The sequence below is a fragment of the Nonomuraea roseoviolacea subsp. carminata genome (assembly GCF_024172185.1).
In the GTDB taxonomy this organism is placed as follows: domain Bacteria; phylum Actinomycetota; class Actinomycetes; order Streptosporangiales; family Streptosporangiaceae; genus Nonomuraea; species Nonomuraea roseoviolacea.
Window position 1 is genome coordinate 6,880,579 of record NZ_JAMZEC010000001.1, and the last position, 16,387, is coordinate 6,896,965.

Here is a 16,387-nt window from a genome sequence, read left to right on the forward strand (position 1 = left end):
CATCAACCCACTTCCTTCTTCGCCTTCGCGGCCGCCTCGCGGACGCCGGTCATGACCTGCTCGGGGCTCTTGGAGCCGGACAGCATGCCCTCGACACCGGACAGGTACGCGCTGGCGACCTCGGCGTGGGTGATCGTGTCCAGCCAGATCGCGAAATTTCCGGCCTTGTCCATGTCGGCCAGGGCGTCCGTGAGCTGCTTGTTGGCGTTGGCCGTGCTCGCCGAGCCCTTGACCGGGCTGAGCCAGCCGAGCTCCTTGGTCAGCGCCGCCGCGTTCTGCTGGCTGGTCATGAACTTCAGGAAGTCCACCGCCAGCCCGGCGTTCTTGCTCTGGGCGTTGACCAGGAACCCGTCCGGCGCGCCCGTGAGCGCCGAGGCGTCGCCGGCGGCGCCGGCCGGCGCGGGCAGGCGGAAGAAGCCCCAGTCGAGCGGCGGCTTGGCCTTGTCGACCGCCTCGAACTCGACCGACTCCAGGTAGTGCATGCCGGCCTTGCCGGACAGGAACTGCGCCTGCGCGGTCTCGTGCGACAGGCCGTTGGCGTCCTTGGTGCCGCAGCGGCCCACCAGGTCGGAGAACTGCTTGAGCGCCGTGACGTAGCCGGGGTCGGTGAACGCGCCGCTCGCCGGGTTGTAGTCGGCGGTCAGCGTCTTGGCCGGCACGTCGTAGGCGTTGAGCTGGGTGATGTAGTGGATGGCGGCCCAGCCGTACTGGTTGCCGAACGCGATCGGCTGCACGCCCGCCGCCTTCAGCTTGTCGCAGGACGTCAGCAGGTCCTCGAACGAGGTCGGCACCGTGACGCCCGCCTTGTCGAAGACGGCCTTGTTGTAGGCGAGGTACTTGCCGTCGAGGTCGAGCGGCATGCCGTAGTTCTTGCCGCTGTACTCGAACGCCTTGAGCGCGGCCGGCGCGAACGTCGAGCCCCACGGCGTGCTCGGGCCGATCTCGCTCGTGAGGTCGGCCGCCAGGCCCGCCCGCACGAACTTGTTGGTGAAGTCGCCCGCCCACGAGAAGTAGATGTCGGGCAGGTCGCGCGAGGCGCTCAGCACCCGGATCTTGTCCTTGTACGCCTGGTCGCCGACCTGCTCCAGCTTGACGTCGACCTTCGGGTTGGCCTTCTCGTACTCGGCCACCACCTTCTCGAAGTACGGCGCGTACTCGGGGTTGGCGAACTTCGTCACCATCGTCAGCGTGCCGGACTTCTCCTTGGGCGCGGCCAGGTCGGCCTTGCCGGGCGTCGCGCTCGTCCCGCCACCGCCGCAGCCTGCCGCGGCGACGATGAGGGTGGCCAGGGAGAGCGCGCTCCAGCGGTGCTTGTTCATGCTGACTCCTTGCTGTTGGGCAGGACCGCCGCGGGGGCGTCACGGGGGGTGGCGAGGGTGGCGTCGAGGGGGGCCTCGTGCCCGAAGGCCCCGTAGGAGGCGCAGGCCGCGGACGCGTAGGCCGTGGCGGCGGCGGCGAGGTCCGGTAGGTCCTCGCCGCGGACGGCGCCGACGAGCAGGCGGGCGATGAACGCGTCTCCCGCTCCCAGGGTGTCCACCACGGTAACCGGCTCCGCGGGTGCCCAGACCGTCTCGTCGCCGCTGATCAGCACGGCCCCCTGGGAGCCGAGCGTCACCGCGACGGTCGAGGGACCGAGATCCCGCACCCGGCGGGCCAGCGCGTGCGCCTCTTCGCGCGCGCCGGACGGGGCGGACAGGATCGCGATGCCGGCGTGGCGGGCGTGTGCCTCGACGTACTCCCAGGGGCGCTCGGAGAAGTCGAACGACAGCAGGCGCGCGGCCGTGGCCAGCTCGGGAAGCTGGTCCTCCATTAACGAGCACTCGCCGGTGTGGACCACGTCGGCCTCGGCCAGCCGTTCGAGGTCGGCGGCGGTCAGGCGGAAGCGGGACACGCCCTCCTGGCCGCCGGTGAACTTGCGCTCCCCGGCGACGAGGCGGACGGTCGCGGAGGCGTTCCGTCCCTCGACGACGCGCAGCAGCGACAGGTCCACGCCCTCGCCGGCGAGCGCGGCGCGCACCACCCGGCCCGCCGCGTCGGTGCCCACGGCGCCCAGGTAGCCTGATGCGGCGCCGAGCCTGCGGGCATGGACGGCGACGTTGACGGCGTTCCCGCCGGGATACATGACGCCGAGGTCGGGATAGCAGTCGACGACGTTGTCGCCGACGGCAACCAGGCGTGGGTTCACACGGGCTCCTGTGACTGGGAAGGTTCTCACTCACTTGGGTGAGAACGTTCTCAATCTGTGGGACCCATGTCAAGAGTTGCCGCCGAATCCGCTACGGTGGCCCGTTGATCACCCCTTTCGCTCTCCCGGCGAAGGGGGATGATGTCCAGGACACGACCAAGCAGCACCGGGGGTGCGCATGAGCGGCAGCGTCCGGCGGACGACCATGCCGTCGATCGAGATCGTCGCCAAGGAGGCGGGCGTCTCCACGGCGACGGCCGGCCGGGCCCTCGGCGGCTACGGCTCGGTGAGCAGGAAGAGCCGCGAGGCCGTCCTGGCCGCCGCCGAACGCCTCGGCTACCGGCCCAACAGCCTGGCCCGCAGCATGATCACAGGGCTGACGCACACGCTCGGCGTGCTCGTGCCCGACATCGAGAACCCGTTCTTCTCACGCGCCCTGCGCGGCATCGCCGACGCCGCCCACGAGCGCGGCTGGGAGGTGCTGCTCGTCAACACCGACGAGGACCTCACGCTCGAACGCAAGGCGCTGGGCGTGCTCACCGAGCGCCGCGTCGACGGCCTCGTCGTGGCCCCGACGGACGTCGCCGACCGCGACGCGCTGCAGGCCGTCGTGGACGCCGGCATCCCCATCGTGCTGCTCGACCGGCGGGTGCCCGGGCTCGACGCCGACACGGTCGGCATCGACAACCGGGTCGCCGCCAAGGACGCCACCGAGCGGCTGCTCGCACTCGGGCACCGGTCGGTCGCCTTACTGACCGGCGGCGATGAGAAGCTCCGTCCCAAGCTGTCCCGTCCCGGCCTGCGGGGGGTCGAGCGGCTGGGGGCCACCACGGTCGGCGCGCGCGCCGCCGGCTACCGCGACGCGCTGGTGGAGGCGGGGATCGAGCCCCGGCCGGAGCTGGTCAGCGCGGAGGGCTTCCGCCGGGAGGACGCGGCCGCCGCCACCCGGCGCCTGCTCGCGCTGCCGGACCCGCCGACGGCGATCCTGGCCCTGGACAGCCTCCTGGCGCTCGGCGTGCTCCAGGCGCTGCGCGGGCTCGGGCTGCGCTGCCCGGTGGACGTGTCGCTGGTGGCCTTCGACGACGCGGACTGGGCCGAGGCGATCTCGCCGCCGCTGAGCGTGGTGGCGCAGCCGATCTACGAGCTGGGGGCGGAGGCGGGGCGGCTGCTCCTCGACCGCGTCCAGGGCAGCGACAAACGCTTCACCCACCGGAGGCTGCCGACGCGGTTCATCGAGCGGGAGTCCGCCGCTCCTCGGTGATCTTTCCGTTACGGCTCCGCCCGGTCGGCGCCAGTCGTCGTACGGGGCTGAGGGCCTCCAGGGAGACGGCCGCTGAACCCGCACCTGGCGGGGCGCCGTCACGCGCGTCCCCTTGGCCGGTGCCGGGGCATTGTGGTTACGCTGAGTCAACGGGATGCGGGTGACGCCGAGTCCGTGTTCTCCGGTTCGTCGTCGGCGCATCCGGGGCTCTTCGGCGGGCTTCCTGCGCCGGGCGCGCGGCGTCACGTCATCGACCCGCTCGCCCCGCCTGCACCGGGCGGCGGCGTCCTCCTCGCCCGCGCACCGGCCTGGAGCAGGCGCTGGACGACCGGGAGGCCCCTGGCCCGGTGGCCCGTTCAGGGAACACGCGTGCACCGGTGTCCGCTCACGCGGATGACCCCGGGGCTGGAGGGGCGTCGGCGCGCAGGGAGCGCCGGGGAGTCGTATCCCGGCGGCGCGCTCACGCTGAGTGGCCGGAGTACGGCGACCAGGGCGGGCCGGTCACACCAGCCAGCCCTTCGCCTCGGCGATCTCCACGGCCTCGGCCCGGGTGCGGGCGCCGAGCTTCTGGATCGCGGCCGACAGGTGGTTGCGCACGGTGCCCGGCGACAGGTAGAGCTCGCGGGCCAGCTCGGCGATGGTGCCGTGCCCGCGCGAGGCGGCCAGGATCTCGGTCTCGCGCGGCGTGAGCGGGGAGGAGCCCTCGCTGAGCGCCTGCACGGCCAGAGCAGGGTCGATCACCCGCTGCCCGGCCGCGACCCTGCGGATGGCGTCCGCCAGCTCCGTGACCGGCGCGTCCTTGAGCAGGAACCCCGAGGCCCCGGCGGCCAGGGCCGCGTGCAGGTAGCCGGTGCGGCCGAACGTGGTGACGATGATCACCTTGGTCCCGGGCACCGCCTCGGACAGCCTGCGCGCCGCCTCCAGGCCGTCGATGCCGGGCATCTCGATGTCGAGCAGGGCGAGGTCCGGGCGGAACGCCTCGCAGGCGCCCACGACCTCGTCACCGCGCCCGACGTCGCCGACCACCTCGATGTCGGGCTCCATCCCCAGCAGGGTCGCCATGGCGCCGCGGAACATGGTCTGGTCCTCCGCGAGAAGCACGCGGATGGTCGTCATACGGGTCTCCCTCGTGATCGGCGGAACGCGGGGTCGGGGTGGCGTGGGGTCGGGGATCGGACGGTCGGGCGTCGGGGGCCGGGGCCGGGGCCGGGGGGTCGGGAGTTGGGGGTCGGGGTCCGGGGTCGGGGTCGGGGGTCGGGGTCGGGGTCGGGGGTCGGGGTCGGGGGTCGGGGGGCGTGAGGTCGGGGGTCGAACGGTCGGGGTCGCGGGTCGGGCTGGCAGGTGCGGGGGAGGGGCGGCTGGTGGGGAGGGGTGGCTGGTCAGGTGAGGGGGATGCGGACGTGGAGACGGAAGCCGCCGCCCTCGGGGCGTTCACCGGCGGTGATCGTGCCGCCCAGGGCGGCGGCGCGCTCCGACAGCCCCACCAGCCCGTTGCCCCCGCCCGCCCGGCTCGGCCCGGCCGACGCGCCCGGCCCGGCCGACGCGCCCGGCCCGGTCGATCCGCTCCGCCCATCGGACGCGGCGGGCCCGTCCGGCTGGGCCGGGCCCTCGCCGTCGTCGCGGATCTCGACCCCCGCCGAACGCTCGTCCAGGGTCAGCGTGATGGAGCAGGTCCGGGCCCTGCTGTGGCGCAGGATGTTCGTGACGCCCTCCCGTACGGTCCAGGCCAGCAGTCCCTCCACCGGCACCGGCAGGTCCCAGGTGTCCGGCATCGTCACTTCGCACGGGATGTCCGCCGAGCGGGTCGCCGAGACCGCCCCCGAGAGCTCCGCGGCCAGGGTCGGCTGCCTGTAGTTGGTGACGGCCTGCCGCACCTCCGCCAGAGCCCGGCGGACCACGGCGTCGATGTCGGCCAGTTCGGTCTCCGCCCGTCCGGGATCGACGGCCACGAGCCTGCGGGTCAGCTCCGTCTTCACGGCCACCACCGAGAGGCTGTGGCCGACGAGGTCGTGCAGGTCGCGGGCGATGCGGTTGCGTTCCTCGACCACGGCGAGCCGGGCCAGCTCGCGCCGCGTCTCCCGTAACTCCTCGATCAGGTCGGCGGTCCGCCGGCCCTGGGCGGCGAACAGGCCCGGCAGCAGCACGAACGCCCCCAGCACGACCACCACGCTCGGATCGGCGCGATGGGCCAGCGCCAGCAGGCACGCCGCCGCCGTGATGCCGGCCACCTCCTTGCCGCGCAACCGCCAGCCGGCGATCCGGGTCGCCCACGTGGCGAGGACCATCCAGTGCCAGCCCGCCCACGCCTCCAGCGTCAGCGCGGCCGCGACGAGCGCCACGTACCAGTGGCGTTCGGGACGGGCCCTGGCCAGGCCGCCGAGCGCGACGACGCCGAGCGCCCACGGCACGGCGAGGACCTGGCTCCACAGCGGCGGCCGCAGGGCGACGTGGTAGAGCACCGCCAGGCAGGTCGCCAGCAGCATGAGCAGCGACCGGACGTCGTAGAGCCCGGCGAGCGAGGCTCGCCGGGCCCTCCATCGGCTCAGCAGGCTCATCGGGCGTGGGACTCGCGCCGCCACAGGGCCAGGGCCGCGGCCCCGGCGACGAGCGCCCAGGCGCCGAGCACCGCCAGGCCCGTCGCCGACGGCCCGTGCCCGCCGACGATCGCGAAACCGGCCTGGGCGAGGTTGTAGGTCGGCAGGTAGTGCCGGATCTGCTCCAGCGCGTACGGCATGGTGCCGGACCCGATGAGGCCGCCCAGCGCGGCCAGCGCGAAGAACACCACCACGATGCCGATCTGGGCGCTCTTGCCCTTCAGCGTCAGGCCCAGGGACAGGCCGAGCAGCGCGAACGGCAGCGAGCCGAGCAGCAGCAGGCCGAGCAGCGCCGCCCACCGGCCGGCGGACAGGTGGACGTGTCCCGCGGTCACCGCGGCGACCGTCACGCCGGCGACACCGGGCACGATCATCAGCACACCCTGGACGATCTTCCCGGCCAGCCAGTGGCGGTCGGCCAGCGGGGTGACCTTGAGCTGGCGCAGCCAGCCCCGCATCCGGTCCTCGGCGACGCCGCCGCCGGAGCCGATCAGGCCGCCCGCCGCGGCGGCGTACACGGTCATGGCGACCATGGCGAGCGCCGAGTCGGACGTCCGGCCGTAGATCAGGTACAGGCCGACGGGCGTGACGACGAGGAAGAGGAGGTACTTGACATTGCGAAGAGCTCTGAAGACCTCGAACCGCACGAAGCTGAACATTACGCACTCTGCCTTCCGGACGTAAGGGGATCTTGGGGGAGAGGGGCGGGACGGCGGCGTCAGTTCCGCGCCGAGGTGAGCTTGATGAGGGCGTCCTCCAGGTCGGCGCCGGTGACGTGCAGGTCGCGCACGCCGCCGATCGAGGAGTACAGCGCCGCGACGGCGCGGTCGGCGTCGCCCGCCCGGAGGGTGACGTCGTCGCCGTGGACCTCGACCTCCAGCACGCCGGGCAGGGCGAGCAGCCGCGCCGGGTCGGGGGAGTCGAGCACGCACCGGATGGTCCTGGCGCCCGCCATGGCCTTGATGGTCGAGGGGGTGCCGCTGGCGACGACCTTGCCGCCGGCCATCACGATGACCCGGTCGGCGTGGGCGTCGGCCTCCTCCAGGTAGTGGGTGGCGAACACCGTGGTCGTCCCGCTCGCGCGGACCGCGGTCCAGAACGCCCGCCGGGACTCCACGTCCATGGCGACCGTCGGCTCGTCGAGGAAGAGCAGCTCCGGCTGTCCGGCCATGGCGACCGCGAAGCGCACCCGCTGGGCCTGGCCGCCGGACAGCTCGTCGCACCCGCGCCGGGCGAGGCTGGTGAGGCCGGCCAGCTCCAGCACCTCGGCGACCGCGCGCCTGCCGCCGTGGAGCCGGACGGCCAGCGTGACGACGTCGGCGACGGAGGTGTCGGCGGGCAGCCCGCCCGACTGGAGCATCGCGCCGACCCGGCCCTGGGCCACCGCCCGGCCCGGCTCGGTGCCGAGGACGCCGATCGTGCCGCGGTCGGGCTTGGCCAGCCCCAGCATGAGGTCCACGGAGGTGGACTTGCCCGCGCCGTTGGGGCCCAGCAGCGCCACGGTCTCGCCCTGGGCCACGTGGAAGGTGACGTCGTCGAGGGCGCGCACCCGTCCGTAGCTCTTGCTGACTCCGGTGAAGGTCACGGTGTTCGTCATGTCTTCGACGGTAGGTCCGCGATCTTCCCCGGATAAGTGTCCCCGGTCGTGACCTGACCCATGACGACCGTCACGGACGTCCCCCTGACGCGGAGGATCGCCGCAGGTCAGGAGCCTGGCGATGCCGCGGCCTGGGACACGGCGAATCCCGGGGGCCGCCCCGGACCTCAGGCGAGGGCGGCCCCCGGGTGTCTCGTGAGTCGGCGGGGCGGACGTCAGGCGAGGGCGGCCCCGGGGTGTCTCGTGAGTCGGCGGGGCGGACGTCAGGCGAGGGCGGCCCCCGGGTGTCTCGTGAGTCGGCGGGGCGGACGTCAGGCGAGGGCGGCCCCGGGGTGTCTCGTGAGTCGGCGGGGTGGGTGTCAGTCGAGGGCGGCGACGAGGCCCGGCAGGACAGCGGGGTCGTCGAACAGGCCCGTGGCGCCCAGCCCGGACAGGCGCTCCGGAGGCGTGAGCCCTCCCGTGAACGCCAGGCAGCGCATGCCCGCCGCCCGCGCGGCCCGCACCCCGAAGGGGCTGTCCTCCACCACCACGCACCGCTCCGGCGGGGTCCCCATGGTGGCGGCGGCGTGCAGGAACAGGTCCGGGGCCGGCTTGCCCCGGGCGACGTCCTCGGCGCTGAAGACGAGGCCGGCGAAGCGCGTGGCCAGGCCGGTCAGCCGCAGGCTGCGCGCGATCTTGGCGTGGCCGCCGTTCGAGGCGACGCACGCGGGCACGGTCAGGCCCTCCAGCGCCTCGGGCATGCCCGGCACCGGCGTCAGCTCGGCCTCCATGGCCGCGTCGTGCTCCTCGGCCAGCCGTTCCCGCCAGCCCGGCGGGACGTTCCTGCCCACCTCGCGCCACCAGTGCTCGTCACTGCACCCCACGAACCGGGCGGCGTACTCGCGCTCGTCGATCTCCCACCCCAGGCGGCGCAGCGCCGCCGTGCCGACGCGGACCGAGATGCGCTCGCTGTCCACCAGCACGCCGTCGCAGTCCAGGATCACCAGCTCGACGGGCAAACCTCCTCCTCTCACGGCAGTGCCCTGTCATGGCGGTCCCCCCGCCGGAGCTCCGGCGGGGGGACCGTACCGGCCCGCGTACGGGATCAGTAGTCGACCTTGAACATGTAGTTGCGCTTGTCCAGGTCGTGGCCGCGCACGGCCTCGTAGTGACGGGCGACCCGGTCCATCAGCACGGCGATCGCCAGCGGCGAGAACTCGCCGCGCAGCTCCGCCGGGATGCCCGGCAGGGTCAGGTTCTTCGTGTCGATGTGGAAGGTCTTCTTGCTGGCGTACGTGTCGAGGAACCGCTTGGCCCGCTCGGCCATGGGCCGCGACGGGTCCTCGCCGAGCAGGTTGATGACGGCCACGTCGTCGTTGACGACCTCGAACGCGCCCTGGAAGAACTCGCCCGAGTTGAAGCCCGCCGCGTGCTTCCACTGCATCTCCTGCAGGAAGCACATGGCCAGCCCGTACGCCCAGTTGAAGCTGGGGCCGGAGCCGAGGACGTAGGTGATGGGCTCGTCCTTGAGCGTCTCGGCGACGATCCGGGCCCGCTCCTCGTGCTCCTGGGCGGCCGACAGCAGGGCCTCGGGCAGCGCCTCCAGAGCCTGGTCGAGCAGCGCCCAGTCACGCTCGACGCCGGTCTGCCGCATGACGGCGTACGCGGCGAGCTGCAGGAACAGGTCGCTCTGGCCGGTGAAGGCGACGTTGGCCGCCTCGGCCAGCGGGCCGCCGTCCTTGCTCACGATGGCGACGGTGGCGCCGGTGCTGCGGGCGTACTGGGCGGCGGCCACGGTCTCCTTGGTCTTGCCCGTGTAGGAGGCCAGGAACACCAGGGAGCCCTCGCCGAGCCGCTTGGTGCGGCCGGTGTTCAGCTCGTCGCTCTGCAGCTTGTAGACGGGGACGGTGTCCTCGCGCTCCAGCAGGTAGTGGCCGGGGTAGGCGGCGATGAGCGAGCCGCCCGCGCCCACGAAGAACACGTTGCGCAGGCCCTTCGAGACGGCCTCCGCGACGAGCTCCTCCAGCTGGGGGCGCTGGGCGATGGTGTTGCGCGCCTTCTCCGTCAGGTCGGACTCGATGGGCTTGAGCGGCAGCTGGTCGGTCACGATCTCTCCGTTCGCTTCTCAATGAATTGAGAACGTTCTCAACGATGCGTTGGTAACGTTCTCACTCGAAGTGAGAGCCCGTCAAGAGCCGGATCGGGGAGAAGGCGTGCTGGTAGCGTCAACGTATCAAATGGTGAGACGCTCATTCAGATAATGAGACAAGGCCCCTCATGTCCCAAGCCGGAACGCTCGGCCGCCGCCGCGTCTCCCGGGTCGCCGTCGCGAGCTGCGGCACCGCGATCGAGTAGGGGTCGGGAGTTGCCTTCTGGTCGGAGAAGGTGGAGGTCTGTCGCTGAGGGAACTGGCCTTTCCTGGGGCGGAGCGCTTCTTATTCTCGAAGCGCCATGTGCGAGGCTCGGTGGCGCTCTCCAGGGTACGCTGCGAAGTTCGCGCTCCGCTCTCGCGTCGATGCCCGGTGGCGAAACTGTCTTGTCGGTCAAAGTGGGGCGGCGTGACGGTGTTTCTAACGGGGAATTGACGGTTCTGGGTGGGGGATGTAAAGCCGAGCCATAGAGTAGTCACATGACTTCGGGGCGTGTCATGGAGAAGCGACACTCTGGGTGCCGTACCCGTTTGGCGCTGACTCCTGTGCAGAGCCGGATCCTCGACGATCAGGCTCACGCGGCCCGCACCATGTGGAACCTCCTGCATGACTGGTGGCTGATGCTTCCGCAGGACAAGCGGTCTCTCGCGGCAGCCGACGCCGCGATACGCCAGGCTCGTAGAGATATCGACTGGCTTGCCGTCCTGCCCGCTCAGGCCGCCCAAGCGGTACTCAAGACCTATTTCCGGGCGTGGAAGAACTGCTGGGAAGGTCGGGCTGGCGAGCCGAACTACAAAGCCCGCGGCCGCACGGTGATGAGCGTGGACATCCCCCAGGGCCGCGACCTTCAGATCGAGCGGGTGCACCGACGCTGGGGCATGGTGAACATCCCCAAAGTTGGCCGTGTGCGCTTTCGTTGGACCAGGGATTTACCAGTGGGAAAGAAGGCGGACGCTGATAACCGGATCACTGGGGCCAGGTTGGTCAAAGATGCGCTCGGCTGGCACATCGCCTTGCGCGTCCAGACCGTCGAGCCCGCGCCCGAACCGCACATCGGCCCCGAGGTCGGCATCGATGCAGGGGTGCGCATCCCACTCGCCTTATCCGATGGTCGCCACCAGCATCACGGCCGACCGGCCCACCTTCCGGACGGCTCAGCTGACCGGGACAAGTGGCTGAGTACCGCAGAGAAAGCCAAGCTGCTCCGGTTGGAGCGGCGGGCCGCCCACCGCAGGAGCAGCCGCATACCCGGCCATCGCACATCGAACCGGCTCAAGCGGACCTATGACCAGATCGCTGCCCTTCGTGCGAGAGCCAAGCACAGGGCGATCGACTGGCAGCACCAGACGACCACCCGCCTGGCCAGAACCTATGGCGTGATCGTGGTGGAGCAACTGGACGTCGCGAACATGACCAAGAGCGCCCGTGGCACCGTCGACCAGCCCGGAAAGAACGTCTCGCAGAAATCCGGCTTGAACCGTTGCATCAGTCAGGAGGCATGGGGCCGTACTGTGACGATGCTGACGTACAAGACCGCTCGCAACGGTGGCACCTTGCACAAGGTTCCAGCTCCCGGTACTTCCCAACGCTGCTCGGCGTGCGGACTCATCACCCAGGGCAGCCGGAAGTCCCAGGCCATGTTCGTATGCGAGAACGAAAGCTGCGGTTGGTCCGGCAATGCCGACCAGAACGCGGCACGTAACATCTTGCATCTGTACCGGATGGGCCTCGCGCTCGTTCCGGCTGCCGGGAGGGCAGTCGTCAGGCGCGCTCGTCGCGTCAAGCCCACCGCCGCAAGGTAGGTGGGAATCTCCTGCTCCAGTCGGGAGAGCACTTCAAGACTTCTACGTCACGGCGGCGGCGCCGGTTCTTGGCGGTCTGCTGAGCTTACTGAACGGTTCTGTGCTACCCGAGGCCTTGATCGGCCCCTGGAGGACCGGTCAACAGGTCTCGTAGCCGGGGAACAGCAGTGACAGCTCGCGCGGATGAGCCGCGATCAGCCGCAGCTCGTCGTCGGTCAGCGGGCGGCCGGTCATCGCGTTGCAGAGCTGCACCACCCGGAACGCCAGGTCCTCGTCCCGCACCTCGGCGCCCAGGCCCTCCATGACGTGACGGAACCCCGCCTTGCCGCCGTACTCGCCGGTCAGCACGACCCGGCCGGCGCGGTCGTGCCAGTCCGCCGGGAACGGGCCGAGCGTCGTCTCGTCGTACAGCTCGTAGTTGCCGTGGTCCTTCAGCGCGCCGTCGGCGTGGATGCCGCTCTCGTGGGCGAAGGCGTTGCGTCCCACACCCACCTGGTTGTACGGCAGCGGCTGCCCGAACGCGTACGACGCCCACAGCCCGAACCGGCGCGCCCACGACAGGTCCAGCGGATCGCCGATCTCGGCGTCCTTGGCCTCGAGGCCGAACCCGTGCCGGAAGGCGAGGATCGTGGACAGCAGGTCGGCGTTGCCGGAGCGCTCGCCGATGCCGTTGACGCAGGTGTTGACCCACGCGTCCTGACCGGCCTCCAGGTCGCCGAGGGCTCCGGAGACGGAGTTGGCCACGGCCATCCCGAGGTCGTTGTGGCAGTGCGTCTCGACCGGCATGCCGGTGGCCGAGGCCAGCTCCGCGAACCGCTCCCGGATGCGGCCGGGCGTGTCGCCGCCGATCGTGTCGCAGTACCGTACGCGGTCGGCGCCCGCCTCCTTGGCGGCCAGCGCGAACTCCACCAGGAACCCGGTGTCCGTGCGCGACCCGTCCTCCGCGTTGACGCCGACCGTCTCGGCGCCCGCGTCCTTGGCGGCGCGGACGGCGGCGGTCATCTCCCGCACGATCGCGTCGCGGTCGAGCCGGCCGCGGAACTTGTTCTGGATCATGTAGTCGGACGTCGAGATGGACAGGTTGTAGTGCCGCAGGCCCAGGGGCGCCGCGCGCTCCACGTCCGCCGCGACGCCCCGGCACCAGCCGGACAGCCGCAGCCCGCCGAACGCCCCGGCCTCGGCCAGCGCCACCTGCGCCCGGACGTACGGGACCTCGTGGAACAGGAACGGGAAGCCGATCTCGGACTGCGCCACGCCGAGCTTGGCCAAGTAGAAGTTGACCATGGTCTTGCCGAACTTGGACAGGCCGGTGCGCGCGGTCTGCACGCCGTCCCGGTTGGTCACGTCGAGGAAGTGAATCTGAGGCATGTCCTCACGTTGACACGCGTTTTCAATGTGTATCAATATTGATTTTCATCAACACTAACTGAGTGCTTATGTGGTTGGGAGCGGGGACGTGGAGTGGATCGACGCCGCCACGGCGGCCGAGCGGCTCGGGGTCAAACCGGCGACGCTCTACGCGTACGTGAGCCGCGGGCTGCTCACGCGGCGGCACGGCGACGACCGCAGGAGCCTGTTCGACGCCGCCGAGATCGAACGGCTGGCGCGCCGCGGCCGGCCCCGGGGACAGCCGCCGGAGCTCGTGGTGGAGTCGGCGGTCACGGCGCTGGGGCTCGACCGGCCGTACTACCGCGGGCGCGACGCGCTCACCCTGGCCAGGACGTCCGGGTTCGAGGCGGTCGCCGAGTGGCTCTGGACCGGCGCTCCCGCCGCTCCGGCCGGTGCGCCGGAGGGGGCCGGGTGGTGGGCGTGCGAGGAGGAGGCGTTGCGGGCCGCGGTGAAGGCGCAACAGGGGCTCCCCGCCGACCTGCTGCCCCTGGACCGGCTCCAGGTCATCACGACGGTGCTGGGGGCGGGCGACTCGCTGCGCCACCAACTCGACCCGGCCTCGGTGGCCGCCACCGGCCGCCGCCTCATCGCCGGCCTCGTGACCGCCCTGCCCCAGGCGGACATCTCCGAGCCCAGCCCTTCAGCCGACGGAATCCCCGGAGGCGAGACCTCAGGCGACGGCCTCTCGGACGACGGAGTCTTGGGTGACGGGGCTTCGGGCGGCGGGACCTCGGGGGAGACAACCTCGGACGACTCAGGCGACGGAACGTCGGGTGGCGGGGCCTCGGGAAGCCGAATCCCGGCGGATGTCGGGTCGGTGGCTGAGCGGCTCTGGACGCGGTTGTGTCCGCGGCCTGCCACGCCCGGCCTGCTCGCCGCGCTGGAGGCCGCCCTCGTCCTGCTCGCCGACCATGAGCTGGCCGCCTCCACCCTGGCCGCCCGGGTGGCCGCCTCGGCCCGCGCCGATCCGTACGCGGTGGTGCTCACCGGCCTCGGCGTCCTCGGCGGCCCACTGCACGGCGGCGCGTCGTACGGCGCGGAACGCCTGCTCGCCGAGGTGACCGAGCCCGGGCGCGCGGCACGCGTGATCGCCGACCGGGTGCGGCGCGGCGAGCGCATCCCCGGCTTCGGCCACAGCGTCTACAAGAACGGCGACGCCCGCGGCGAGCTGCTCCTCTCGCTCGTACGGGAGGCGGCGCCCGGCCACGAGCGGCTCGCCGCCGCACAGGCCGTCCTCGACGAGGTTCGCAGACGCCGGCTGCCCGAGCGGAACGTCGACTTCGCCCTGGCCGCCCTCACCGCCGTCGCCGGGATGGTGCCGGGCGCCGGAGAGGCGATCTTCGCGGTGGCGAGGACGGCAGGATGGCTGGCCCACGCCATGGAGGAGTACGAACGCGGCTCGCTCCTACGACTCCGCGCCTCCTACACGGGCCCGTCCCCCGAACGCGCCACGGACACCCCGTCGGCCACCTGACCCCGCCGCCCGACCCCGCCGCCCGACCCGGCGGTGCCACCTGCATCCGTCGCGCCCTCGTGGGCGCCCCGCCGACCCCCGGCGCTTCACCCCAGCGCCCGGGAGAGCGAGCTGGCCGCCGATGCGCCAGGACGAGGGCGGCACGTCACCTACATGTGGCCCGCCATGACCCGCCGCATGTCCGAGGCGGCTCGCAGCGTGCCCAGGACGGTGCCGGTGACCTTGGAACGGCCCGCTCTGCGCAGGTAGTCCACCTCCACCTCCGCGATCCGCCAGCCGGCGGCCGCCGCGCGCAGCACCATCTCGAGCGGGTAGCCGAACCTGCGGTCGTTCAGCCCGAGCGCCAGCAGCTCCGACCGCCGGACGGCCCGCATGGGGCCGAGGTCGTGCAGCGGCGCCCCGGTGCGGCGGCGCAGGCCGCGGGCGATGACGGCGTTGCCGAGCCGGGCATGCCACGGCCAGACGCCCGCGGCGCGCGGCCGGCGGGCGCCCAGGACCAGGTCGGCGGCGCCCTCCATGACGGGTTCGGCGACTCTCGGGAGCTGGCGGGGGTCGAGCGAGGCGTCGGCGTCCATGAAGCAGACCACCTCCGCGCTCGCGGCCAGCAGCCCCGCGTGGCAGGCGGCGCCGAAGCCGCGGCGCGGCTCGCCGACCACGCGGGCGCCGAGATCACGGGCGACCTCGGCCGAACGGTCGGTGGAGCCGTTGTCGACCACCACGGCGCGGTAGCCGTCGGGCATGCGCCCGAGCACCCAGCCGAGCGCGGCCTCCTCGTTCAGACAGGGCAGGATCACCTCGACGGTCACGTCCACGCGAGCTCCTTCATGACCACCCGGACTCCTTCATGACCACCCGGACTCCTTCACGACCACCCGGACTCCTTCACGACCACGCGAACTCCTTCATGCCCGCCTCGAACCCGATCTCGGCGTGAAATCCGAGCTCACGGCCCGCCCGCTCGGGTGAGGCGACGATGTGGCGGACGTCCCCGAGCCGGTAGTCACCGGTGATCCGCGGAGCCGGGCCGCCCCGCTCGGCGGCCAGCGCGGCGGCCATCTCGCCGACGGTGTGCGGGGTGCCGCTGGCGATGTTGTAGGCGCGCGCCTCGCCGGGGCGTGCGGGTGCCAGGGCGGCGGCCAGGTTGGCCCGGGCGACGTCGCGCACATGGACGAAGTCGCGCGTCTGGGCCCCGTCCTCGAAGACCTTCGGCGGGCGCCCCGCCTCCAGCTCGGAGCGGAAGATCGCGGCGACGCCGGCGTAGGGGGTGTCGCGCGGCATGCGCGGGCCGTAGACGTTGTGGTACCGGAGCGCGACGACGCTTCCGCCCGTCTCCCGCGCCCAGTTGGCGGCCAGGTGCTCCTGGGCGAGCTTGCTCGTGGCGTAGGCGTTGCGTGGATCGAGCGGCGCGTCCTCGGCGATGGTGACGCGGCGGACCGGCAGGCCGCAGCCGGGACAGACGGGGTCGAACCGGCCCTCCTCCAGGTCCCGTGCCGCGCGCGGGCCCGGGCGCACCGGGCCGTGGCCGGGGCACTCGTAGGAGCCCTCGCCGTAGACCACCATCGAGGAGGCCAGCACCAGCCGGTCGACCCGATGGCGGGCCATGGCCGCCAGCAGCACGGCCGTGCCGTACACGTTGGCCGAGGCGTAGTCCGGCAGGTCGGAGACGTCCACGCCGAGACCCACCTTGGCGGCCTGGTGCACCACGAGGTCCATCCCCGGCAGCAGCCGGTCCAGCGTCGCGCCGTCGCGCACGTCGGCGCCGGTGCGCAGATCGAGGCCGGCGACCTCGTGCCCGTCGGCCTCGAACGCCTCGGCCACGTGACCGCCGATGAATCCGGCCGAGCCGGTCACCATCACTCTCACCTGGCCGACGCTAGCCCCGCCCGCGGCCGGACCGGGGCGACGTTCGCACTTCGTAAGAGTTCTTGTGAAGTGCGAACGTCTCACGCTCCGGGG

The 16,387-nt window shown here is 72.2% G+C and carries 14 protein-coding genes; 3 read left to right on the forward strand and 11 right to left on the reverse strand.

Translation table 11 applies throughout. The annotated features are described in order from the left end of the window. Positions 1-2 precede the first annotated feature (2 nt). A complete protein-coding gene (locus HD595_RS31785; protein WP_253775448.1) occupies positions 3-1,319 on the reverse strand; it encodes an ABC transporter substrate-binding protein in 1,317 nt (438 codons plus the stop codon). Next, on the reverse strand, positions 1,316-2,185 hold the full coding sequence (locus HD595_RS31790; RefSeq protein ID WP_253775450.1) for a PfkB family carbohydrate kinase: 870 nt from the start codon (positions 2,183-2,185) through the stop codon (positions 1,316-1,318). The genes HD595_RS31785 and HD595_RS31790 overlap by 4 nt, the downstream gene beginning before the upstream one ends. 178 nt (positions 2,186-2,363) lie before the next feature. Here HD595_RS31790 and HD595_RS31795 point away from each other — a divergent pair, with 178 nt between their 5' ends. After that, on the forward strand, positions 2,364-3,446 hold the full coding sequence (locus HD595_RS31795) for a LacI family DNA-binding transcriptional regulator (protein ID WP_253775452.1): 1,083 nt from the start codon (positions 2,364-2,366) through the stop codon (positions 3,444-3,446). Positions 3,447-3,947: 501 nt separating this feature from the next. Here the strand turns inward: HD595_RS31795 and HD595_RS31800 are convergent. The 6 genes from HD595_RS31800 to HD595_RS31825 all read right to left on the reverse strand — a co-directional run bounded on the left by HD595_RS31800 (position 3,948) and on the right by HD595_RS31825 (position 9,723). Then, positions 3,948-4,562: a response regulator transcription factor gene (locus HD595_RS31800; protein WP_253775454.1), complete on the reverse strand. Its 615-nt coding sequence runs from the start codon at positions 4,560-4,562 to the stop codon at positions 3,948-3,950. Positions 4,563-4,825: 263 nt separating this feature from the next. After that, positions 4,826-6,001, reverse strand: a complete 1,176-nt coding sequence (locus HD595_RS31805) for a histidine kinase (RefSeq protein WP_253775456.1) — start codon at positions 5,999-6,001, stop codon at positions 4,826-4,828. Further along, positions 5,998-6,687, reverse strand: a complete 690-nt coding sequence (locus HD595_RS31810) for an ABC transporter permease (RefSeq protein WP_253775458.1) — start codon at positions 6,685-6,687, stop codon at positions 5,998-6,000. Before HD595_RS31810 ends, HD595_RS31805 begins: the two co-directional genes overlap by 4 nt. Positions 6,688-6,758: 71 nt before the next feature. Continuing rightward, positions 6,759-7,637: an ABC transporter ATP-binding protein gene (locus HD595_RS31815; protein ID WP_253775459.1), complete on the reverse strand. Its 879-nt coding sequence runs from the start codon at positions 7,635-7,637 to the stop codon at positions 6,759-6,761. A 359-nt stretch (positions 7,638-7,996) separates the two neighbouring features. Then, entirely contained in the window at positions 7,997-8,635 is a 639-nt protein-coding gene (locus tag HD595_RS31820) for an HAD family hydrolase (protein WP_253775460.1), read from the reverse strand. Positions 8,636-8,721: 86 nt separating this feature from the next. Next, positions 8,722-9,723 carry an SIS domain-containing protein gene (locus HD595_RS31825; protein ID WP_253775462.1) on the reverse strand — a complete coding sequence of 334 codons (1,002 nt, stop codon included), beginning with the start codon at positions 9,721-9,723 and terminating at the stop codon, positions 8,722-8,724. A gap of 573 nt (positions 9,724-10,296) precedes the next feature. On the opposite strand from HD595_RS31825, the gene HD595_RS31830 reads away from it, so the two are divergent. After that, a complete protein-coding gene (locus tag HD595_RS31830) occupies positions 10,297-11,568 on the forward strand; it encodes an RNA-guided endonuclease InsQ/TnpB family protein (protein ID WP_253775464.1) in 1,272 nt (423 codons plus the stop codon). A 138-nt stretch (positions 11,569-11,706) separates the two neighbouring features. Here HD595_RS31830 and HD595_RS31835 read toward each other — a convergent pair whose 3' ends face one another. After that, complete coding sequence (locus HD595_RS31835) at positions 11,707-12,936, reverse strand: LeuA family protein (RefSeq protein ID WP_253775466.1); 1,230 nt, start codon at positions 12,934-12,936, stop codon at positions 11,707-11,709. An 88-nt stretch (positions 12,937-13,024) separates the two neighbouring features. On the opposite strand from HD595_RS31835, the gene HD595_RS31840 reads away from it, so the two are divergent. Beyond that, positions 13,025-14,431, forward strand: coding sequence for a citrate synthase (locus HD595_RS31840; protein WP_253775469.1), 1,407 nt, complete (start codon positions 13,025-13,027; stop codon positions 14,429-14,431). 149 nt (positions 14,432-14,580) lie between these two features. Here HD595_RS31840 and HD595_RS31845 read toward each other — a convergent pair whose 3' ends face one another. Continuing rightward, entirely contained in the window at positions 14,581-15,243 is a 663-nt protein-coding gene (locus tag HD595_RS31845; protein WP_420540727.1) for a glycosyltransferase family 2 protein, read from the reverse strand. Positions 15,244-15,313: 70 nt separating this feature from the next. After that, positions 15,314-16,285, reverse strand: coding sequence for an NAD-dependent epimerase/dehydratase family protein (locus HD595_RS31850; protein WP_301310951.1), 972 nt, complete (start codon positions 16,283-16,285; stop codon positions 15,314-15,316). Positions 16,286-16,387: the final 102 nt, after the last annotated feature.